Source organism: Pseudomonas sp. 20-5, from assembly GCF_056782835.1.
Map to the genome: position 1 here is coordinate 891,178 of NZ_CM165584.1, position 21,114 is coordinate 912,291.

18 protein-coding genes are annotated in these 21,114 nt (G+C 68.0%); 8 read left to right on the top strand and 10 right to left on the bottom strand.

The window, feature by feature from the left end:
* Positions 1-32 precede the first annotated feature (32 nt).
* Positions 33-839: an APH(3')-II family aminoglycoside O-phosphotransferase gene (locus tag AC1RB9_RS04190; RefSeq protein ID WP_003101274.1), complete on the top strand. Its 807-nt coding sequence runs from the start codon at positions 33-35 to the stop codon at positions 837-839.
* 123 nt (positions 840-962) lie between these two features.
* Here AC1RB9_RS04190 and AC1RB9_RS04195 read toward each other — a convergent pair whose 3' ends face one another.
* The 4 genes from AC1RB9_RS04195 to ppnN form a co-directional block, all read right to left on the bottom strand.
* Positions 963-1,532 (bottom strand): COG3904 family protein, encoded by a 570-nt coding sequence (locus tag AC1RB9_RS04195; RefSeq protein ID WP_124123183.1) that lies wholly within the window; start codon positions 1,530-1,532, stop codon positions 963-965.
* 77 nt (positions 1,533-1,609) lie between these two features.
* Positions 1,610-3,796 (bottom strand): bacteriophytochrome BphP, encoded by a 2,187-nt coding sequence (gene bphP / locus AC1RB9_RS04200; protein ID WP_003454244.1) that lies wholly within the window; start codon positions 3,794-3,796, stop codon positions 1,610-1,612.
* Between the two features lie 27 nt (positions 3,797-3,823).
* Complete coding sequence (locus tag AC1RB9_RS04205) at positions 3,824-4,411, bottom strand: biliverdin-producing heme oxygenase (RefSeq protein WP_023090338.1); 588 nt, start codon at positions 4,409-4,411, stop codon at positions 3,824-3,826.
* 117 nt (positions 4,412-4,528) lie between these two features.
* Positions 4,529-5,914 (bottom strand): nucleotide 5'-monophosphate nucleosidase PpnN, encoded by a 1,386-nt coding sequence (ppnN, locus tag AC1RB9_RS04210; protein WP_003121931.1) that lies wholly within the window; start codon positions 5,912-5,914, stop codon positions 4,529-4,531.
* 419 nt (positions 5,915-6,333) lie between these two features.
* On the opposite strand from ppnN, the gene AC1RB9_RS04215 reads away from it, so the two are divergent.
* The 3 genes from AC1RB9_RS04215 (at position 6,334) to AC1RB9_RS04225 (ending at position 12,568) form a co-directional block, all read left to right on the top strand.
* A complete protein-coding gene (locus AC1RB9_RS04215; protein ID WP_003101282.1) occupies positions 6,334-6,843 on the top strand; it encodes a GNAT family N-acetyltransferase in 510 nt (169 codons plus the stop codon).
* Between the two features lie 153 nt (positions 6,844-6,996).
* Positions 6,997-8,187, top strand: coding sequence for a sugar transporter (locus AC1RB9_RS04220; protein WP_003121932.1), 1,191 nt, complete (start codon positions 6,997-6,999; stop codon positions 8,185-8,187).
* 127 nt (positions 8,188-8,314) lie between these two features.
* Positions 8,315-12,568 carry a PAS domain-containing hybrid sensor histidine kinase/response regulator gene (locus tag AC1RB9_RS04225; protein WP_003093425.1) on the top strand — a complete coding sequence of 1,418 codons (4,254 nt, stop codon included), beginning with the start codon at positions 8,315-8,317 and terminating at the stop codon, positions 12,566-12,568.
* A 163-nt stretch (positions 12,569-12,731) separates the two neighbouring features.
* Here AC1RB9_RS04225 and AC1RB9_RS04230 read toward each other — a convergent pair whose 3' ends face one another.
* Together AC1RB9_RS04230 and AC1RB9_RS04235 are read right to left on the bottom strand one after the other, a co-directional pair.
* Entirely contained in the window at positions 12,732-13,130 is a 399-nt protein-coding gene (locus AC1RB9_RS04230) for a hypothetical protein (RefSeq protein ID WP_003093424.1), read from the bottom strand.
* A gap of 72 nt (positions 13,131-13,202) precedes the next feature.
* On the bottom strand, positions 13,203-14,396 hold the full coding sequence (locus AC1RB9_RS04235; RefSeq protein ID WP_003101289.1) for a cephalosporin-hydrolyzing class C beta-lactamase PDC-1: 1,194 nt from the start codon (positions 14,394-14,396) through the stop codon (positions 13,203-13,205).
* A gap of 148 nt (positions 14,397-14,544) precedes the next feature.
* Between AC1RB9_RS04235 and ampR the strand changes: the two genes are divergently transcribed.
* Positions 14,545-15,435 carry a LysR family transcriptional regulator AmpR gene (gene ampR / locus AC1RB9_RS04240; protein WP_003101291.1) on the top strand — a complete coding sequence of 297 codons (891 nt, stop codon included), beginning with the start codon at positions 14,545-14,547 and terminating at the stop codon, positions 15,433-15,435.
* Between the two features lie 16 nt (positions 15,436-15,451).
* Here ampR and AC1RB9_RS04245 read toward each other — a convergent pair whose 3' ends face one another.
* Positions 15,452-15,673 (bottom strand): hypothetical protein, encoded by a 222-nt coding sequence (locus AC1RB9_RS04245; protein WP_003101293.1) that lies wholly within the window; start codon positions 15,671-15,673, stop codon positions 15,452-15,454.
* A 320-nt stretch (positions 15,674-15,993) separates the two neighbouring features.
* Positions 15,994-17,238, bottom strand: coding sequence for a cyclic di-GMP phosphodiesterase (locus tag AC1RB9_RS04250; protein ID WP_003121935.1), 1,245 nt, complete (start codon positions 17,236-17,238; stop codon positions 15,994-15,996).
* A gap of 323 nt (positions 17,239-17,561) precedes the next feature.
* Between AC1RB9_RS04250 and AC1RB9_RS04255 the strand changes: the two genes are divergently transcribed.
* The 3 genes from AC1RB9_RS04255 (at position 17,562) to AC1RB9_RS04265 (ending at position 19,682) form a co-directional block, all read left to right on the top strand.
* Positions 17,562-18,029: an HvfA family oxazolone/thioamide-modified RiPP metallophore gene (locus AC1RB9_RS04255; protein ID WP_003121936.1), complete on the top strand. Its 468-nt coding sequence runs from the start codon at positions 17,562-17,564 to the stop codon at positions 18,027-18,029.
* A gap of 74 nt (positions 18,030-18,103) precedes the next feature.
* Positions 18,104-18,934: an HvfB family MNIO-type RiPP peptide maturase gene (locus tag AC1RB9_RS04260; RefSeq protein WP_003118206.1), complete on the top strand. Its 831-nt coding sequence runs from the start codon at positions 18,104-18,106 to the stop codon at positions 18,932-18,934.
* Positions 18,927-19,682: an HvfC family RiPP maturation protein gene (locus AC1RB9_RS04265; protein WP_003118207.1), complete on the top strand. Its 756-nt coding sequence runs from the start codon at positions 18,927-18,929 to the stop codon at positions 19,680-19,682. The genes AC1RB9_RS04260 and AC1RB9_RS04265 overlap by 8 nt, the downstream gene beginning before the upstream one ends.
* Before the next feature lie 252 nt (positions 19,683-19,934).
* Here the strand turns inward: AC1RB9_RS04265 and AC1RB9_RS04270 are convergent, their stop codons facing one another.
* Both AC1RB9_RS04270 and AC1RB9_RS04275 read right to left on the bottom strand, forming a co-directional pair.
* A complete protein-coding gene (locus AC1RB9_RS04270) occupies positions 19,935-20,444 on the bottom strand; it encodes an HvfX family Cu-binding RiPP maturation protein (RefSeq protein WP_003113020.1) in 510 nt (169 codons plus the stop codon).
* Between the two features lie 31 nt (positions 20,445-20,475).
* On the bottom strand, positions 20,476-21,105 hold the full coding sequence (locus AC1RB9_RS04275; RefSeq protein ID WP_003113021.1) for a ferric reductase-like transmembrane domain-containing protein: 630 nt from the start codon (positions 21,103-21,105) through the stop codon (positions 20,476-20,478).
* Positions 21,106-21,114: the final 9 nt, after the last annotated feature.

Here is a 21,114-nt window from a genome sequence, read left to right on the forward strand (position 1 = left end):
CGCGCTCCCACTCGAACAGGAAGCGTTTCTCCATGCATGATGCAGCCACCTCCATGCCGCCGCAGGCTCCCTCCACCTGGGCCGACTACCTTGCCGGCTACCGCTGGCGAGGGCAGGGCGAAGGATGTTCCGCGGCCACTGTCCACCGCCTGGAGGTTGCGCGGCGGCCGACCCTGTTCGTCAAGCAGGAAGTGCTGTCCGCACATGCCGAGCTGCCCGCCGAAATCGCCCGCCTGCGCTGGCTGCACGGGGCCGGCATCGATTGCCCGCAGGTGCTGAACGAAACCCAGAGCGACGGCCGGCAATGGCTGCTGATGAGCGCCGTGCCGGGGGACACGCTGTCCGCGCTGGCGCAGCGCGGCGAGCTGGAGCCCGAGCGCCTGGTGCGCCTGGTGGCCGCCGCCCTGCGCCGGCTGCACGATCTCGATCCGGCTGCCTGTCCCTTCGACCATCGCCTGGAGCGGCGTCTGGACACCGTGCGCCAGCGGGTCGAGGCCGGGCTGGTGGACGAGGCGGACTTCGACGACGACCATCGCGGTCGCAGCGCCACGGAGCTGTACCGCCTGCTGCTCGACCGGCGTCCGGCGGTCGAAGACCTGGTGGTCGCCCATGGCGACGCCTGCCTGCCAAATCTGCTGGCGGAGGGGCGGCGCTTCAGCGGCTTCATCGATTGCGGGCGGCTCGGCGTCGCCGACCGGCACCAGGACCTGGCCCTGGCCGCGCGGGACATCGAGGCCGAACTCGGCGCGGCCTGGGCCGAGGCCTTCCTCGTCGAATACGGCGGCGATATCGACGGCGAACGGCTGGCGTACTTCAGGCTATTGGACGAGTTCTTCTAGAGTAGGGCCGGTTCGGATCCGGACTGGATTCGGCCTGCCGTTGCACGAAAACGAGGTACAACGGCATCGGCCACTATCGCCAACGCCACCGCGCGCCCTCGCTCGTTCCGCGGAGTCGCCGGTTCAGTTCAGCCGGTACTGCGCCAGTTCCTTCGCCGAAAGCACGCGCATCCGTTTGGGATCGGTGCTTTGCATGGCCTGTACCAAGGTGCTGGGGATATCCATTTCGCGGAAGTAGGCGGCGGAGTCGTAGCGCATGCCGTTGGCCGAGCGCGAGTGCAGCGAGTCGCCGTGGGCGTAGTAGGGACGGTGCAGGCCGACGTAGCCGCGTACGGTCTTGCGCTTGCCGGCCGCCAGCAGGTAGACGCAGGTGCCCTGGCAGACGCTGCTCGACGGCACCAGCGCGTCGAAGCCGGATTCGCGCAGCAGGCGGCCCATGCGGATCGCCTCCGGCACGCTGCCGCCGATGCTGTTCAGCAGGAGCAGCTTACGCGAGTAGGTTCCCGGATTGTTGCGCAAACCCTTGAGCAGCGTCTCGTAGTCGCCCGGCGCGATCTCCTCCGAGACGCGGACCGTCAGCACCCGCCCTATGCTCTTGTGTTGCAGCGAATGCACTTCGACCCTGGCCAGTGCGGGAGTCGCGCAGAACACGGCGAGGCAGGCGAGGACGGTCCGGAGGCGGAGGCGGGGCATGGAACGGGGCGATCCTGTCAGACGGCGATGGCTGCCGAAGATACCTGCAAGCGTTGCATTGTGCACGGTCCTCGTCGTCAGGACGAGGAGCCGGTCTCCGCCTGGCGCACCGGCAGGCGCAGGCAGAAGGTGATGACGTCGTCGCGGCAGTCCACGTCGATACGCCCCTGGTGGGCCTGGGCGATGGCCTGGGAGATGTACAGGCCGATACCGAGGCCGTTGCGGTTGCGCTGGTTGTCCGCCGACTCGCGCTTGAACGGTTCGAACAGGTTGGCCAGTTGCGCTTCGGAGAGGCCGCTGGTTTCGTTGAGCACGCTCAGGCACACCTCGTCGCCCTGGCGGGTCAGGGTGACCAGCACCGGCCGGCCGGGCAGGCCGTGATGACGGGCGTTGCTCAGCAGGTTGGCGGCGACCTGGGCGTAGCGGTCCGGGTCGACCACGGCACGAACCTGCGGGTCGATGGCGATCTCGATCACCAGGCCGGGATAGGCGACGTCGGTTTCGCAGACGATCTGCCGCACCAGTTGCGAGACGTCGGTGTCGACCGGGTTCACGGTGAGGCCGATGCCCGATTGCAGGCGGCTCATGTCGAGGATCTGGCTGACCAGCCGTTCCATGCGGCTGCTGGACGCGGAAATGTGTTGGCGCAGTTCGGTGGTGCGGGTGTCGCTGGAGGACAGCAGGGCCGCCGCCATGGAGATCGACTGCAACGGGTTGCGCAGGTCGTGGCCGAGCACCGCGATCAGGCGCTGGCGCATGCGGTCGACCTCGGCCGCATGGTTGAGGCACAGTTCCATCAGGTCCAGGCGCAGCTTTTCGGCGATCGCCAGGTCGGTTTCGCTCCAGGGCGTGGAGTGGCCGCGGACCACTTCCTCCCAGGCCTCGAACGAGCCGCGCGGGGTCAGCCGCGGGCCGGAGGGGCCGATGGTCAACAGCTTTTCCGGCTTGCCGCCCCAGCGGATGCGGTGCACTTCCTCGTGGCGGAACCAGAAGATCCAGCCCGATTCCTGGCGGTGGAAACGGATCGCCAGCACACCGCAGCAGTCGCCGCCGTCCGGAGAGTCCTCGCTGGGCTGCGGCCAGTTGTCGGTGTGGTAGATGTCCCGTTCCGGGTCGCGCTGCAGGCGTTGCAGGACATTCCCGGCCTGGCGCTCGAAGTCGCCGCGGATGCTCAGGGTGCGGCCGCCGAGCATGACCAGGGCGCCGTCGCAGGGAATCAGTGCGGCGATGCCATCGTCCGGGTGGGCCAGTGCGCCGAACAGGTCGTCGGCGTCCCGCGCGCGGCGAGCCAGGGCCAGCCTGCGCTCGGTGGACACGCGCAGCAGTTCGGCGATACGCCCCTGCTCCAGGCGCTCGACGATGGCGCTGCAGACCTGGGAGAAGATCTGGAACGACATGCGCACCGGGTAGGGAATCAGTTTGGGCGACATGTGATGGCAGGAGAACAGTCCCCAGAGCTTGCCGCCGACCACGATGGAGATGCTCATCGAGGCGCGCACGCCCATGTTGGTCAGGTATTCGCAGTGGATCGGCGAAACGCTGCGTAGCACGCTGTAGCTGAGATCGAACGATTCGTTGGTCTCCGGGTTCAGCGCGGGAAACACGCGCATCGGCGTATAGGCCACGTCGGCGATCAGCCTGATCGGGTTCTGGATGTACAGGCGACGCGCCTGGGCCGGGATGTCCGAGGCCGGGTAGCGTTGCCCCAGGTAGCTTTCGAGGTCTTCGCGACGGCTCTCGGCGACCACCTCGCCGGAGTCGTCATGACGGAAACGGTAGGCCATCACCCGGTCGTAGCCGGTCATCCGGCGCAGTTCGTCGGTGACGTTGCTGAGCAGGCTGGCGGTGTCGTTGTGCAACTGGACCTGGGCGATGATGCGCTGGGCGTTGAGGGTGAAGGAGGTGATCGACAGCGTGTCCGCGGTGCGGATCTCGAACTCCAGGTAGAACACTTCCTTGTAGCTGTGGCCGATCACGTCGAACAGGTGTTCGCCGATCCGCGTCTCGACGCTGTTCGACCATGGGCCGTTGCCGGTCAGTCCCTCTTCGAGCATGCGCAGGACCTCCGGCCCCACCTGCTCCTGCGTCAGGTAGGAACCCGGCGAGGCGACGAAACCCAGTAGCGCCTGGATGTTCTCGCTTGCCGCGAGGACCATGCCGTCCGCGCGCAGGGCGATCAGCGCCCCGTGCGGCTGGATCGCGCCAGGCACGTGGATGGGTTCGTCCTCGCAGTTCGCCAGGGTAACCGGGGTGATGCTCGTCATCTATCGTCCAGCCTGGTCTCCAGGCAGTCAGGCTTCGTCGAGAACCCATCGACGAAACGAAAGGAATGTAGCCTGTGCCGCATCCTGCGCAAGGCCGATGGCTTCGGGGCTGTCGATCTGCCGGGCGAGCTGTTCGAGAAACTCCTGCCAGCGCACCCCGGTTGCCTGGCCGTAGCCCCGCAACCACTGTAGCGGCAGACCGGGCAGGCGTGGAGCTAGTCGTTTGTAGAGATACGCGCCGCCCAGCGTCGCGCCTTCCATCACGTAGGCCACCCCGAAGACCTCCGCGGCCCGTGTCGCATTCGGCAGGTCGGCGCAGCGCGGTAGCGCCTCCACCTGCGCGCGGCTCATGCCGCCGGCCAGCAGGTCGCTTTCCAGCCAGGTGCTCTTGACCAGCCGCGCGTCGGCCCGCAGCGCCGCCGGCCAGCCGCTGCGGTTGTCGCGCAGCGCGCGCTCCAGAGGCTCCAGCCAGCCAAGGATGCGTCCGGCATGGTCGAGGTAGGCGCGGTCGTCGAGATCGTCGTCGCCCAACGGCGAACGGCGGTCCAGTTCTGCGTGCAGGTCACGGGTGGCGTCGCGGAGTGCGGCGAGGGCTGGCGATGGAGATGGGGACATGAGGTCAGGGCCAGCGATTCGAGGCATGAACGGAAAAGAGTAGCAGGAAGCCGTACGCCCGGCTCGGAATAAATGGGCATCCCCGCGCGCGGCGCAGGGATGCCGGAGCGGGCGCGCTCAGGCCGCCTCGGTCTGCACCACCCGGTAGCAGGGGACGTAGGCCGCGCCGCCGGGCAGCTTCATCCGGTGCTGCTTGACGAAGGCCTGCAGCAGGCGGTCCAGCGGCAGCATCACCGCTGGGTCGCCGTGGATCTCGTAGGGCCCGTATTGCTCGATCATGCGGATGCCGTTGTCCTTGACGTTGCCGGCGACGATTCCGGAAAACGCGCGGCGCAGGTTGGCCGCCAACTCGTGGGGCGGCAGGCTGCGGCTGAGCTGGAGGCTGGCCATGTTCTCGTGGGTCGGCTCGAACGGGCGCTGGAAGCTTTCATCGATCTTCAGCATCCAGTTGAAGTGGAAGGCGTCGTTGCGCTCGCGGCGGAACTGCTTCACTTCCTTCAGGCCCTGGGCCATCTGCTTGGCCACCTCGGCCGGGTCGTCGATGACGATCCGGTAGTGGCGCTGCGCCGCATGGCCGAGGGTCGCCCCGACGAATTCATGGAGCTGCTGCAGGTAGGCTTCGGCGCTGCGGGGACCGGTGAGGATGACCGGGAAGGGCAGGTCCTGGTTGTCCGGGTGCATGAGGATGCCCAGCAGGTAGAGGAACTCTTCCGCGGTCCCGGCGCCGCCGGGGAAGATGATGACCCCGTGGCCGACGCGGACGAAGGCTTCCAGGCGCTTCTCGATGTCCGGGAGTATCACCAGTTCGTTGACGATCGGGTTCGGCGCCTCGGCGGCGATGATTCCCGGTTCGGTCAGGCCCAGGTAGCGACCGCCGACGATGCGCTGCTTGGCGTGGCTGATGGTGGCGCCCTTCATCGGTCCCTTCATCACCCCCGGTCCGCAGCCGGTGCAGACGTCCAGGCTGCGCAGGCCGAGCTCATGGCCGACCTTCTTGGTGTACTTGTATTCCTCGCTGCTGATCGAATGACCGCCCCAGCAGACGACGATCTTCGGCTCGACGCCGGGGCGCAGCGTACGGGCGTTGCGCAGCAGCTGGAAGACGTAGTCGGTGAGGCCCTGGGAACTGTCCAGGTCGACGTGCTGGCTGTCCAGCCCGCTCTGGGTATAGACGATGTCGCGCAGGGCGCTGAACAGCATCTCGCGAGTACTGGCGATCATCTCGCCATCGACGAAGGCGTCGGCCGGCGCGTTGATCAGCTCCAGGCGCACGCCGCGGTCCTGCTGGTGGATACGCACCTCGAAGTCCTTGTAGGCGTCGAGGATGGTCTTGGCGTTGTCGCTGTGGGCGCCGGTATTGAGGATCGCCAGGGCGCACTGGCGGAACAGTTGGTAGGTCTTGCCGTTGGCGGTTTCGCTCAGTTGTTGCACTTCGCGTTGGGAGAGGGTTTCCAGCGTGCCTTTCGGACTGACCGAGGCGTTGATCACAGGGCGATGAGACATGTGCGATTCCATGCAGGGGATGCGGCGGCGTAGAAGAGCCGCGGCATCCGGATAAGGGAGCGCCGGGCAGGTTGCGTGCCGGGGGAGAGGGCGATCAGCCGTCGGAGTGGGGCGACGAGGCAACCGTGCGCTGGGGCTTGGCTCCAGGGTCTTGGTTAAATGTAATAGCGAGAACCTGACTGATCTGACAAGGAAAATCTCGAATTTATCTGTCGCCGGCCTGGCACCGGGGAAATCCTGCCACTAGCCGTGGACGAAAAGATCCGGCATCGGCTGGGATAATCGACTCTTCTCCTGATATCGTTGCGTTTCCGCCGGATGCTCGGCCAGTCGAAGGGAGGAACGAAGCATGTCGTATGAACAGTCCAGCAGCGTACCTAGCGACTTTCTTTCCTCCTTTTTCCAAGAGCCTGTCATCCATGATCGAACTCAGAACCATCACCCGCGACGATTGGGAAACCTGCATTGACCTGAAGGTCGCCCGCCACCAGGCGCACTTCGTCGCTTCCAACCTCTATTCGCTGGCCCAGAGCCGCTTCCTGCCGGGGTTCCGCGCGGTCGGCATCCACCACGGCGGGCGCATGGTCGGCTTCGCCCTCTACGGCCCCGACGCCGACGACGGCCACTACTGGCTCTACCGCCTGATGATCGACCGCCGCTACCAGGGCAAGGGGCATGGCCGCGCCGCCCTGCAACGGATCATCGCCAGCGTGCGCCGGACGAGGCGGCGCAGCGATCGCCTGATGGTCGCCTACGCCGTCGACAACGACGTGGCTCGCCAGCTTTATCGGGACGCCGGCTTCGTCGAACAGGGCCTCGCGCCCTGGGGCGAGACGATGGCCTGCCTGATGCTGCCGGAGCCGTCCCATCGCTCCGGGAAGGTCGCCGGAGCGCCGGGCGGGCGTGCAGCGCACGGCGTCCCGGCGTAGAATCGCGGGATTCGGCAGTTCCCTCCAATACCTATAACGACCATCCAACGCACATCGCCGCCCCGGACCCTTGCGTCCGGGGCGTTTTCCGTCGTGCGTGGCGAGGGTCGCGGGACCTGCCCGTCCGCCCCCTGCTCCGGAACCGAACGCCCCATGGACAGCACCTCCGAAACCCGCAGCGGCAGCTGGCTGAGCGTGATCGCCCTGGCCCTGGCCGCCTTCATCTTCAACACCACGGAGTTCGTCCCGGTCGGCCTGCTCAGCGACATCGGCCACAGCTTCGAGATGCCCACCTCGCAGGTCGGCCTGATGTTGACCATCTATGCCTGGGTGGTGTCGCTGGCCTCGTTGCCGATGATGCTGCTGACCCGCAATATCGAGCGGCGCAAGCTGCTGGTCGGGGTATTCCTGCTGTTCATCGCCAGCCACGTGCTGTCCGGGCTGGCCTGGAGCTTCCAGGTGCTGATGCTCAGCCGGATCGGCATTGCCTTCGCCCACGCGGTGTTCTGGGCCATCACCGCTTCGCTGGCGGTGCGCGTGGCGCCGCCGGGACAGCAGGCCAAGGCGCTAGGGCTGCTGGCCACCGGCACCACCCTGGCGATGGTCCTGGGCATCCCGCTGGGGCGGGTGGTCGGCGAGGCCCTGGGCTGGCGTACCACCTTCATGGCCATCGCCGGACTCTCGGTGCTGACCCTGCTCTACCTGGCGCGCTCCCTGCCGCTGCTGCCAAGCCAGAACTCCGGTTCCCTGCGCAGCCTGCCGATGCTGTTCCGACGCCCGGCGCTGGTCTGCCTGTACGTGCTGACCGTGGTGGTGATCAGCGCCCAGTTCACCGCCTACAGCTACATCGAGCCCTTCGCCAAGCAGGTGGCGCGGATGAGCGGCGAGGCGACCACCCTGCTGCTGCTGTTGTTCGGCGGCGCCGGGATCTTCGGTTCGATCCTCTTCAGCCGCTACAGCGAGGCTTTCCCGCGAGGCTTCCTGCTGGCCGCGATCCTCGTCTTGGGCAGCAGCCTGGCGCTGCTGTTGCCGCTGTCCGCGCAGCCGACCTGGCTGATGGCGCTCAGCCTGCTCTGGGGCATGTCGATCATGTGCTTCGGCCTGGCCCAGCAGTCCCGCGTCCTGCGCCTCGCCTCGGACGCCACCGACGTGGCCATGGCGCTGTTCTCCGGCCTGTACAACGTCGGCATCGGCGCCGGCGCGCTGCTCGGCAGCGTGGTCAGCGAACGCATGGGCCTGGCCTCGATCGGCAACGTCGGCGCCGCGCTGGCGCTGGCCGGCCTGCTGCTCGCCCTGTTCGCCGCACTGCGCTACGCGGAGGCGCTGAAAAGCACGTCGTTGTGAGCGGTCATACCTGGGGTCGGATGATTCGGCGGAGGAATCCGCCCGCTTGATCTAGTCTTCTGTGACGAAAAGGCGCAGGGAGTGCGGGATTGCCCCGCGCCGGGCCGGCGCAGGGACGGAATATCGGGTGAACGTACAACAGAGCAAGTTCAGGCTGAGCCGCTGGGCGGGCGCGACACTGGCGCTCGGACTGCTGCTGTCCGGGCTGGGCGCCTGGGGGCTGGCGCTGGTCAACGAGCAACAGGCGCGGATGGCGCTGGAACGCGAGGCGGAACTGCTGGCCGAGGCGGTGACCCGCCGCGTGGAACTCTACCAGTATGGCTTGCGTGGGGTGCGCGGTGCCTTGCTGACGGCGGGCGAGGCGCACATCGACCGCGAACTGTTCCGCCGCTACAGCCTGACCCGCGACATCGACCGCGAGTTTCCCGGCGCCCGCGGCTTCGGCTTCATACGCCGGGTGGCGGCCGCCGACGAGGCCGGGTTCCTGCGCCAGGCGCGGGCCGACGGCCAGCCGGAGTTCCGCATCCAGCAACTGACTCCGCACGATGGCGAGCGCTACGTCATCCAGTACATCGAGCCGGTGGCGCGCAACGGCCAGGCGTTGGGCCTGGACATCGCCTCGGAAGCCAATCGCCGGGAGGCCGCCCGCGCCGCCCTGGAGACCGGGCAGGTGCGCCTGACGGGGCCGATCACCCTGGTCCAGGCCAGCGGCTTGCGCCAGCAATCGTTCCTCATCCTGATGCCGATCTACCGCAGCGGCATCACTCCACCGCCGGGGCCCCAGCGCGAACTCGAAGGCTTCGGCTGGAGCTATGCGCCGCTGCTGACCGGCGAGGTGCTGGCCGGGTTGCCCATCGACAATGCGGCGATCCACCTCGAACTCAGCGACGTCACCGGCGACGGCGCTGCCGTACCCTTCTTCGTCAACGGCGCCGCGGCGCCGGCTCAACGCCTGTTCGGCCACATGCTGCGGCGGGAGATCTACGGTCGGCACTGGCAGATGGCGTTCAGCGCACTGCCGCTGTTCGTCCAGCGCCTGCACCAGCCTTCGCCGCGCATCCTGTTCCTGGCCGGCAGCCTGGTCAGCCTGTTGCTGGCGGCGCTGGTCAACGCCAGCGCCCTCGGCCGCCAGCGCCGGCATCGGGAGGCGGCGACCCAGGCGCGGCTGGCGGCGATCGTCGGCAATTCGGCGGACGGCATCATCGGCGTCGGCCTCGACGGCGTCATCAGCGACTGGAATCGCGGGGCCGAGGCGTTGTTCGGCTACCGCGAGGAGCAGGCGGTCGGGCGGCGGGTGGTGGACCTGCTGGTGCCGCCATCCAAGGAGAACGAGGAACTCGACATCCTCGCCCGCATCGCCCGTAAAGAACAGGTGGTCAGCTTCGATACCGTGCGCCGGCACCAGGATGGCCACCTGCTCGACGTGGCGGTGACCGTCTCGCCGATCCTCGGTCCGGACGGCGGCGTGGTCGGCGCCTCGAAGACCGTACGCGACATCTCCGCGAAGAAGGCCGCCGAGGCCCGCATCCGCGAGCTCAATACCGGCCTGGAGCACCAGATCGCCGAGCGTACCGCCGAACTGCGTCGGTTGAACGTACTGCTCGGCAGCGTGCTGCAGGCGGCGTCCGAGGTGTCGATCATCACCCTCGACCGCGACGGCATCATCAGCGGCTTCAATCTCGGTGCCGAGCGGATGCTCGGCTACCGCGCCGACGAGGTGGTCGGCAAGGCCTCGCCGACCCTGCTGCACAGCGAGCGGGAGTTGCTCGCCCGCGGCCAGGAGCTGGGCGAGGAGGGTTTCCGCGTGCTGGTGGCGCGGGCCGAACAGGAGGGCGCCGAGACCCGCGAATGGACCTATCTGCGCAAGGACGGCTCGCCGCTCAGCGTGACGCTTTCGGTTACCGTCCTGCGCGACGAGGCTGGGGCGATCAACGGCTACCTGGGCATCGCCGTCGATGTCACCGAATGGCGCAACGCCGAGCGCGAGATGGCCGCGGCGCGCGACCAGTTGCAAATGGCCGCCGACGTGGCGCGCCTGGGCATCTGGCGCTGGAACCTGGCCGACGACAGCCTGCAGTGGAACGAGCGCATGTGCGAGCTGTATGGCCAGCCGCTGGCGTTGCGCGACGGCGGCCTGGTCTACGAGCATTGGCGCAGCCGCCTGCATCCGGAAGACCTCGAGCGCACCGAGGCCAGCCTGCGCGCGGCGGTGGAGGGGCGCGGCAACTACGATGTGATCTTCCGCGTGGTGCTGCCCGACGGCGGCATCCGCTTCATCCAGGCCGGCGCGCAGGTCGAGCGCGACGCCGACGGCAACCCGCTGCAGGTCACCGGGATCAATATCGATATCACCAGCGACCAGCAACTGCAGGCGCGCCTGCGCGAGGCCAAGGAGCAGGCGGACGCCGCCAGCGCGGCGAAGTCGTCGTTCCTGGCGAACATGAGCCACGAGATCCGCACGCCGATGAATGCCGTGCTGGGCATGCTGCAACTGGCCCGGCAGACCGATCTCAACGAACGCCAGCGCGACTACCTGGACAAGGCCAGCTCGGCGGCAACCTCGTTGCTCGGCCTGCTCAACGACATCCTCGACTACTCGAAGATCGAGGCCGGCAAACTGGTCCTGGAAATGCTCCCCTTCGAGCTGGAGCCGCTGATGCAGGACCTGGCCGTGGTGCTCTCCGGCAACCAGGGCGACAAGGACGTCGAGGTGATCTTCGACATCGATCCCGAGCTGCCCAGCGCGGTGGTCGGCGACCGCCTGCGCCTGCAGCAGATCCTCATCAACCTGGCCGGCAACGCACTGAAGTTCACCGCCCGCGGGCACGTCCTGGTGAGCTTGCGGCGTCTGGCGCACGACGCCCACCTGGTGCGCCTGCGGGTGCTGGTGGCGGACACCGGCATCGGCATCAGCGCGGAACAGCAGCAGCGCATCTTCGAAGGTTTCACCCAGGCCGAGGCGTCCACCTCGCGACGCTTCGGCGGCACCGGCCTCGGCCTGTTCATATGCAAACGCCTGGTCGACCTGATGGGCGGTGAATTGCGGGTCGAGAGCGCGCCGGGCAGCGGTAGCCGGTTCTGGTTCGACCTGGACCTCGACGTCGCCCACGACCAACCGCTGCGTGCGGCCTGCCCCGGGGCCGGCGAACCGCTGCGGCTGCTGGTGGCGGACGACAACCTGGTAGCCGGCGAGCTGCTCGAACGCACGGTCGGCGCCCTCGGCTGGCGCGCCGACTGCGTCGGCAGCGGCAGCGAGGCGGTGGCGCGGGTCCAGGCGGCGATGGCCGAGGGCCGTCGCTACGACGTGGTGCTGATGGATTGGCGCATGCCCGATCTCGACGGCCTCAGCGCGGCGCAACTGATCCGCCAGTTGCAGGGCGACCTGCCGCCGCCCATGGTGATCATGATCACTGCCTATGGCCGCGAGGTGCTGGCCGATGCGCGCGACCACAGCGCGCCGCCCTTCGTCGATTTTCTCACCAAGCCGGTCACGCCCAAGCAACTGGCCGACTCGGTGCTGCATGCGTTGCACGGCGAACAGGGCGCCCCGGCCAACCCGCCGCCGCGCCCGGTGGAGCGCACCCAGCGGTTGCGGGGCGTGCGTCTGCTGGTAGTGGAGGACAACGCGCTGAACCGCCAGGTCGCCGCCGAGCTGTTGAGCAGCGAGGGCGCCCGGGTGGCCCTCGCCGACGGCGGGCTGGCGGGCGTTCAGCAGGTGCTGGAGGCGAGCGTGCCGTTCGACGCGGTGCTGATGGACATGCAGATGCCGGATATCGATGGTCTCGAGGCGACCCGGAGAATCCGCGCCGACGGGCGCTTCGCCGGGCTGCCGATCCTGGCCATGACCGCCAACGCCTCGCTGGCCGACCGCGAAGCCTGCCTGGCGGCGGGCATGAACGACCATGTGGCGAAGCCGATCGACAAGGAGCGCCTGGTGCTTTGCCTGCTCGGTCATCTCGGCAGGAGCGGCGCCAGGGGCGCGCCGGCAACGGCAGCGGACGCGGGCGAACTGGTCGAGGCGCGGGGCGATATCGTCGGGCGTTTCGGCGGCAGCCTGGAGCTGATCGTCCAGGTGTTGCGGCGCTTCGTTCCGGACATGCAGGACCTCTTCGCCCAGCTCGAACGCCAGCTCGGCGAGGGCGATGTCCAGGGCAGCGCCGCGACCCTGCATACCATCAAGGGCAGCGCTTCCACCGTTGGCGCCAGCGCCCTGGCCGGCCGTGCCAGCGAGCTGGAGCAGGCCCTGCGCCGCGCCGATCCGCTGCGCGGCATGGAAATCCTCGCCGGCATCCGCCTCGACGAACTGCGCACCCTGTGCGATGCCTGCCTGCTCCGCCTGCAGGCGATGTTCGGCGACGTGCAGGCGGAGTCGGCGAGCTGAACCCCGGCGCGGTGGCCAGTCCCGCCAAGGATTCAGGCGGACCCGGGGCTCGCCTGCATCCGCTGCGGCCTGTAGGGCGAATAACGCCATGGGCGTTATCCGCCGATACTCCTGAAGCCCGCCCAGGTCTTGAGCGACATCCTCTTCCTGTCGTTCAGTGCCTTCAGGCGTCGCGCAGCAGGTCGTGGGCGTTGAGCAGGGCGTAGGCGACTTCCGGGCGCTTCTCCAGGCCGCGGCGGATGGCGGCGGGAATCGCCTGGCGGGTCTTGCGGCAGAGCCCCGGCTGCTCCTCGAAGCGCATGCGGATGCCGCGCATGCTGCGCACCTCGCCGAAGGCCGGGGCGATCCGCAGGCGGATGCCCAGTTGTTCCTCCATGCGCCGCAGCAGGTGTTCCAGGTCTTCCAGGCTGCGCAGGGCTTCCAGGCGGGCGGCCAGGCGCTGCTCTTCCTGGCGGGTCAGGAGGAGGATGCGACGGTCCGCGCCGGGCGCCTCCAGGCGCTCGCGTTCGCAGACGCAGGCGCCGGGCGGGCAGGGCTGGCGGAGGGGCGGGGAAGCGCTCATGGCACCATCATAGCCAGGACCGGCGTCCCGCGCCGCTACGCTCCGTCGCCCTCGCGAGCGCGCTTCAGCGCTTCAGCGCTTCAGCGGCACCTTGCCCTGCTGCTCCAGGCCGCTGAGGATGGCGTAGGCGATCTTCACCCGCTCGGCATTGGGATAGTTGCGGTTGGCCAGGATCACCAGGCCCAGGTCGCGGCCCGGGACGAACGCCACGTAGGCGCCGAAGCCGTTGGTGGAGCCGGTCTTGTTCAGCAGGCGCTGGCCCTCCAGCGCCTGTGGCGCGGGCAGCCTGGCGATCCTGTGTGGTTGCAGCGCCATCGGCGTCGAGTTGCCGGCCTGCAGGCGCTTCAGGGAGATCGGCCAGTCGTAGGCTTCCCAGCCCAGGCCCTGGGTCATGTCGCCGACCTTGTAGTAACCGCGATGAGTGGCATCGAGCGCCTGCGCCCAGGGCCTGTCCAGGCGCTCCGGATGCAGGTTGGCATCGACGAAGCGCAGCAGGTCGGCCGCGCTGGTCTTCACCCCGTAGCCTTCGGCATCCAGCGGGCCGGGACCGACCCGTAGCGGGCGGTCGTCCTTGCCGTAGCCCTGGGCGTACTGCGCCAGCGCCGCCTCGGGCACGTCGAGGTGGGTCTGTTCGAGGCCCAGTGCCGGGAACACTTGCTGCTCCATGAGCCGTTCGAACGGCTGGCCCAGGCTGCGCGCGGCGAGATAGCCGAACAGGCCGATGCTCGGGTTGGAATAGAGGCGCTGGCTGCCCGGCGCGTAGGTCGGCTGCCACTGGCGGTAGTAGTCGCGGATCTGTGCCTGGTCCTTCTGCACCGAGTCGGGGAACTGCAGCGGCAAGCCGCCGGCGGTATAGGTCGCGAGGTCGAGCAGGCTGATGCCGTCGAAGCGGCTGCCCTGCAGTGCCGGCCAGTGCTGGCTGGCGCGGTCGTCGAGGCGCATCTTGTCCTGGGTCAGGGCATAGCCGGCGAGGGTGGCGGTGAAGGTCTTGCTCACCGAGCCGATCTCGAACAGGGTCTCCGGCGTCACCCGGCGGCCGTCCTCTTTCGAGGCCAGCCCATAGCTGAAGTAATGCGGTTCTCCTTTCAGGCTGATGGCTACGGCCAGGCCCGGAATGTCATTGGCCTTCATCACCGGTTGTACGGCGGCGTCGACCAGTGCCTTCAGGCGATCCGCCGGGGCCTCGCCGGCAATGGCCGGGGTGGTGGCGAACAGCAGTGTGGAAGCGGCGATGCCGCACAGGCAGGGGAATCTGGTATCGCGCATGAGGATTGGCGTCCTTTGTCGTTGGCTGCATGAGAAACCGCCCCGGGAGCGCTCCTTGATCGGCGGGCGGGGAAAATCTAGGCTTGCGCAGGATTTGCGGCAAACGACGAATACTCGCGGCAGCCATTAGAAAAATTTGGAGCAGAGATTGGTTCGACCCCATTTGCCGCTGAACGCCCTGCGCGCCTTCGAAGCTTCGGCCCGGCACCTGAGCTTCACCCGCGCGGCCATCGAGCTGTGCGTGACCCAGGCGGCGGTCAGCCACCAGGTGAAGAGCCTCGAGGAGCGTCTCGGCGTGGCCCTGTTCAAGCGTCTGCCGCGCGGCCTCATGCTGACCCACGAGGGCGAGAGCCTGCTGCCGGTGCTGTGTGACTCCTTCGACCGCATCGCCGGCCTGCTGGAACGTTTCGAGGGTGGCCACTACCGGGACGTGCTCACCGTCGGCGCGGTCGGAACCTTCACGGTCGGTTGGCTGCTGCCGCGGCTGGAGGACTTCCAGGCGCGCCATCCCTTCATCGATCTGCGCCTGTCCACCCACAACAACCGCGTCGACATCGCCGCCGAGGGGCTCGACTACGCCATCCGCTTCGGCGGCGGCGCCTGGCACGGCACCGAGGCGCTGGCGTTGTTCGAGGCGCCGCTGACGGTGCTCTGCTGCCCGGAGGTCGCCGCCCAGTTGCACAGTCCCGCCGACCTGCTGCAGCACACCCTGCTGCGCTCCTACCGCGCCGACGAGTGGCCGCTGTGGTTCCAGGCGGCCGGACTGCCGGCGCACGCGCCACTGACCCGGAGCATCGTCTTCGACACCTCGCTGGCCATGCTCGAGGCGGCCCGCCAGGGTGTCGGCGTGGCCCTGGCGCCGGCGGCGATGTTTGCCCGGCAACTGGCCAGCGAGAGCATCCGGCGTCCGTTCGCCACCGAAGTGAGTACCGGCAGCTACTGGCTGACGCGCTTGCAGTCGCGGGGGGAGACCAGCGCGATGCTGGCGTTCCGGGGGTGGTTGCTGGAGATGGCTGCCGTTGAGGCGCGGGGGAGATAACGGTTATGCAGGCGATTCAAGTGTCGATGAAGAAGTAATCACCTTCCTCGCGCCTTTTTTTATACGCTCGGGCCCTCCCAAGGTTGATACGGTTTGAGGCGTTGGGGTTGTGATTGGAATTGCTGACGGCGTGGCGGATATGGACCGGCTCGTCGGCGTTGCTGATCGCTCCGCTAAGCGTCACTCCCAGGCTGGCGGCATAGGCCCGGCGTGCCGCAACGATCTCGCTCTCGAGCATGCCTGCTTTCCCTGCTGCGGCAACGACGGCAAGTTCGCATAGGCGGCCAGCCTTCCTCGGGGAAACCCTCAGGTCGGCGCCTGCGGACCACAGGGCAAGCAGCGCTTTGGATGGAGCACAGCCATTTCTGCTGTGCTCTTCGATTGTCTCCAGGAGCGGACTCATATGGCCTCTTGAAAACTGTCGGCGGATTGCCAGCAGTATCGACGATGGTGCGCTTAAAGCAACGCGGAGCAGGCGGAGATTGCGGCGAAGCGGCGGATAACGCTTCGCGTTATGCGCCCTACGGGAGCGGTGCTCGGCTTGCCGGCGGAAGGCGTCTACGGATTTCCGGTTCCCGCGTCGAAATAAGAGCCCGTGGACTTGGCCAGTCCCGTCCACATCTCGTCGAGATTGCGGAAGTTCCAGGCTTCCGCCGGCTCGAAGCCGACGATTCGGTCGGTCTGTCCGGCCCTACCCAGGTCTAGCACCTGCTGCGGGATCGGCACCTTCGAGCGGGCCGAGAAGAATACCTTGACCCGTGGCGTCAGCAGCGAGCGGCCGTGTTGTTCGAGGACCACGCCGAGGCGCCCGCTTTCCAGCCTGACCAGCGCGCCGACCGGGTAGATGCCCACCGCCTTGACGAAGGCGCGGAACACCTGCGGGTCGAAGTGCCCGTTCCATTCGGCCATGCGTCGGATCGCCTCGGCGGCGTTCCAGCCCTTCTTGTAGGGACGGTCGGAGGTGATCGCGTCGTAGACGTCGCACACCGCGCCCATTCGCGCCAGCAGGCTGATCTGCTCCTGCGCCAGGCCGAAGGGGTAGCCGGTGCCGTCGATGCGCTCGTGGTGGTGCAGGCAGACATCCACCACCAGGGCGCTGACCTGGCGGCAATCGAGCAGCATCCGCGCGCCGTTCTGCGGATGCCGGCGAACCAGGCCGAACTCCTGGTCGGTGAGCTTGCCGGGCTTGTTCAGGATCGGATCGGGCACCGCCATCTTGCCGATGTCGTGCAGCAGTCCGGCCAGCCCCGCCTCGCGTACCAGCGGGTCGGGCAGTTCGAGCTGGCGGGCGAGGGCGATCATCAGCGCACAGACCGCCACCGAATGCATGTAGGTGTATTCATCCGAGGTCTTCAGCCGTACCAGGCTGAGTAGCGCGTTGGGATGGCGCAGCACCGAGGCGGAGATTTCGTCCACCAGCTCCGATGCATGCGCGGTGTCGATGGCCTGGCCCATGCGCGCGTCGCGGAACATGCTGACCACGGCGGCCTTGGCACGGCTGCAGAGCAGGGCGGCGTGGCGGATTTCCTCCTCCAGGGCGACCCGCGCCGGCGAAGGGCCGGCCGGCATGGTGACCGGCAGGACCGCAGCGGCCGAGACCGCCGCTTCCTCCGGGAGGTCGAGGCCCTTGCTGGCATCGATCCAGACTTCCTTCACGGCGCTTTCGCGCAGGCGCTGCAGGTCGGCCTGGCTGTCGAGCAGGAAGCCACCTCTTTTCCAGAACGGGTGGTCCAGCCACGAGCCGCAAAGGCTCTGGACGAACATACCGAGGCGAAGCTGGGTTACCGGAATGCGTTTCAGCACGATGGGCTCGACCTCGAGACTGGGCCAGGTGGCTGTCTCCTAACGGTAGCCGAGATGGGCCGGCGGGAGTGAGAGATGCCCGGCACTTCGTCGGCATGCCCGCGCTCGATTGCGTATCGCTTTGTATCCATGCGCGGTTTCGATACCTCCGGCGTACAAATCCACGTGTCGGGCGATACACCCCCGATACATCTCCCAGGCGAAATGGCCACATCCGAACCGCGGCGCCCGGGACGACCCCAGAAGGTCCCGCCGCCCGGTTCGTACCGGCGCCCACCAGCGCCGCGCCTGCGGCCCGGCCGCGTTTACTGTGGAGAAGAAGCATGTCCGTTTTCGATTCGCGTCAAAAGACTTCCGCTAGCCTGCTCGGTGCCGTACTGGTGGGGGGAATGCTGCTCGGCGGTTCGGCGTTCGCCGTCGAGCCGCTGGGCCAGGGGCTGCAAGTGGCGGCGGCGAGCGCCGGCGAAGGCAAGTGCGGAGAAGGCAAGTGTGGTAGCGGCGGCTCCGCGAAGACCCCGGCCAAGGCCGGCGCCGAGGGCAAGTGCGGGGAGGGCAAGTGCGGCGACGCCTCCTTTGCCCGAACCGACACCGATCACGATGGCAAGGTCTCGCGCGCCGAGTTCCTCGCGGTGGCCAAGGACCGTGCCGGTGAGTTCGACAGCATCGATAGCGACCATGACGGCTTCATTTCCGAAGCCGAGGCCTACGAACACCTGCGCAAGACCTACGAGGCCAACGGCAAGCCGATGCCCGCCGGGCTGTTCAGCAAGCTGGAGCAAGGCCGGCACTGAGCCTTTCCACACCCTGGCGGCGCCCTCTCTTTCCCCTGGGAAAGCGGGGGCGTCGCCGTTTCCGGAGCTATCCCATGACCCTGATCGACAACGCCGCCGGCCTCGGCCTGAGGCGCGGCCTGCTTCCGCAACTGCTGGCGATGGCGCCCGGCGCGGTGGACTTCCTCGAATGCGCGCCGGACAACTGGATCGGCGTCGGCGGTGCCTTCGGTGCCGACCTGGAGCGCCTGGTGGAGCGCTTTCCACTGACCTGCCACGGTCTCTCGCTGTCCCTCGGCGGCTCCACACCGCTGGATGCCGCCTTCATCGAGCAGACCCGACGCTTCCTCGTCCGCCACCGGGTCGCGTTGTACAGCGAGCACCTCAGTTACTGTTCCGACGATGGCCATCTCTATGATCTGTTGCCGCTGCCGTTCACCGAGGCCGCGGTGCGTCACGTCGCGGCGCGCATCCGCGAGGCGCAGGAACGCCTGGAGCGGCGCATCGCGGTGGAGAACATTTCCTACTATGCAGCGCCGTACCGGGAGATGAGCGAGATCGAGTTCGTCAACGCGGTACTCGACGAGGCCGACTGCGACCTGTTGCTGGACGTCAACAACCTGTTCGTCAACGCCTGCAACCACGGCTACGACGCCCTCGACTTCCTCGCCCGGCTGCCGCCCGGGCGGGTCGCCGCCTACCATGTGGCGGGGCACTACGACGAGGCGCCGGACCTGAAGATCGACACCCATGGTGCCGCCGTGAAGCCCGGCGTCTGGGCCTTGCTCGGAGCCGCCTATCGTCGCTTCGGCGTGCGCCCGACCCTGCTCGAGCGGGACTTCAACTATCCGCCGCTGGGCGAACTGCTGCTGGAAGTGGAGCAGATCCGCCAATGGCAACGCGACGAGGGACGCCGTCATGGATGAGCGCCTGCGCCAACAGCAGTTCAGCCTCGCCCGGCACCTGCGCGACCCGCTTGGCAATGCGCCGCCGCCGGACATCGAAGAACGTCGCCTGCGGGTCTACCGCGAGCTGTTCTACAACGCCATCGAAGGCCTCCTTGCCAGCGGCTTCCCGCGCTTGCGCGGGCTGCTTGGCGAGCAGCAGTGGCATGGCCTGGTGCGCGAGTTCTATCGCGAGGAGAGAAGCCATACCCCCCTGTTCACCCGTATCGCCGGGGTCTTCGTCGACTACCTGCGGCAGCGGGGCGAGTATCGGCCGGCGTGGCAAGCCGAGTTGGCCCACTTCGAATGGAGCGAAACGCGCCTCTACCTGGCCGAGCCCGACGATCCGCCGTATCGGCGTGAAGGCGACCTGCTCGACGGGGTGCCGCTGCTGTCGAGCCTGGCGCTGCCGCTGGGCTATCGCTGGCCGGTGCATCGGCTCGAAGAGGACGTCGCGCTCGCCGAAGCGCCTGCGGAACCGACCCTGCTGTTGATGCACCGCGATTCCTCGCATCGCGTGCATACCGCGCGCCTGACTCCGCTGGCCTACCGCCTGCTGGAGTCGCTGGCGAGACGGCGCCTGAGCGGGCGCGAGCACCTGGCGGCGCTGGCGCTCGAGGCGCGGAGTGCACCCGGAGCGCTCGACGCGGCGGGGCTGGAGTTGCTGGCAGCGTTGCGGACCCAGGGTGTCGTGCTCGGAACCCTGGAACGCGATTGGGCGGGCGGATGACGACGCAGCCCTTGTGGAGTCGATGCATCGGCGGATAGCGCCTTTGGCGCTATCCGCCCTACGTGGTGGGTGGGACGGTCTTGGTGTAGGGCGGATAACCGCTTGCGGTTATCCGCCGGGGTGGGTCCGGTGTATCGGCGAATAGCGCCGTTGGCGCTATTCGCCCTACGCGGTGGGTGGGATGGTTCTGGCTTGCTGTGAAAAACCCCGGAGGCGATCGCGTTCCAGGGTTTTTCCGTGGCTGGCCGAATCCTAGCGGGACAGGCCCAGGCGCCGCCCGAGCCAGTGGTCCAGGCTCAGCTTCCCCGCCCCCGCCAACAGCAGCGGCAGCAGCGCCGCCAGGTAGATCGCCGGGAGCTTGAAATTGCCGAAGCCGTGGTCGGTGATCGAGTAGCCGCGGGCCAGTTCCGCCAGGCTCGACCACTCCGCCGGCCAGTGTACGGCGGCGGTCGCCACCAGGGTGACGACGATCAGCACCAGGGCGGTCAGGCGGGTACCGAGGCCGAGCAGGAGGAACAGCGCGCCGAGCAGTTCGGCCCACAGCGACAGTTCCCAGTTGAAGGCGGCGGGCAGGCGGTCGAAGGGAAAGGGGAAAGCCGACTGGATATCGCCGAACCAGTTCTCGCCGTTCCACTTTTCCCAACCGGACTCGAAGAACTCCCAGGCCAGGAACAGTCGCAGGGACAGGTCGGCGCTCCAGCCGCCGCAGCGGTCGAGCAGGGCGAAGGGTCGGCGCCAGGCGCGCAGGTCGGATGCTTGCATGATCGATGTCTCGTTGAGGGCGGTGGATGGGTCAGGCCGGCTGTACGTCGCGACGACGCAAGCGCACGGCGAGCTTGGCGGTGAGCTTGAGGACGATGGCGGAGAAGATCGTGGCGAACGCCAGTACGTACCAGCCGCCCATGGGGATGCGTTTGAAGAACGACAGGCAGAAGATGCCCGCCAGCACCCAGGTGCCGGTCGAGTGCAGGGCTTTCCAGGCGCGTGGGCCGAGCAGTCGGGCCGGGGTGCGGAAGGAGGTGAGGGTGAGCAGCAGGATGAACAGGTAGCCGATCGAGCCGGGGATGTTCGCCGCGACCGAGCGGCCGCTCCAGAATGTCTCGGGGAACAGCTTCCAGTAGGCCAGGATCAGCAAGGCGTGTACTGCGTGGGAGAAGGCGAAGGCCAGGCCCAGGTAGCGCCTTTCACGGAGCAGCGCGCGGGTCCCCGGGCCGGGCACCAGGGTCGCCAGCGAGGACGCGAGGAAAGCGGCGAGGAACAGCGCGAAGGAACTGCGCGCGGTGGCGCGGATGGCGCTGCGCAGGCCCTCCACCGGTTGCGCCTGGAGAGCCAGGACGAGGGCGGTCATGCACAGCACGGCGACGGCGAGGACGGCGAACAGTCGCCAGCCGTGCCAGGCGGATTGAGAGGTTGGGACGGTCATGGTGGGGCT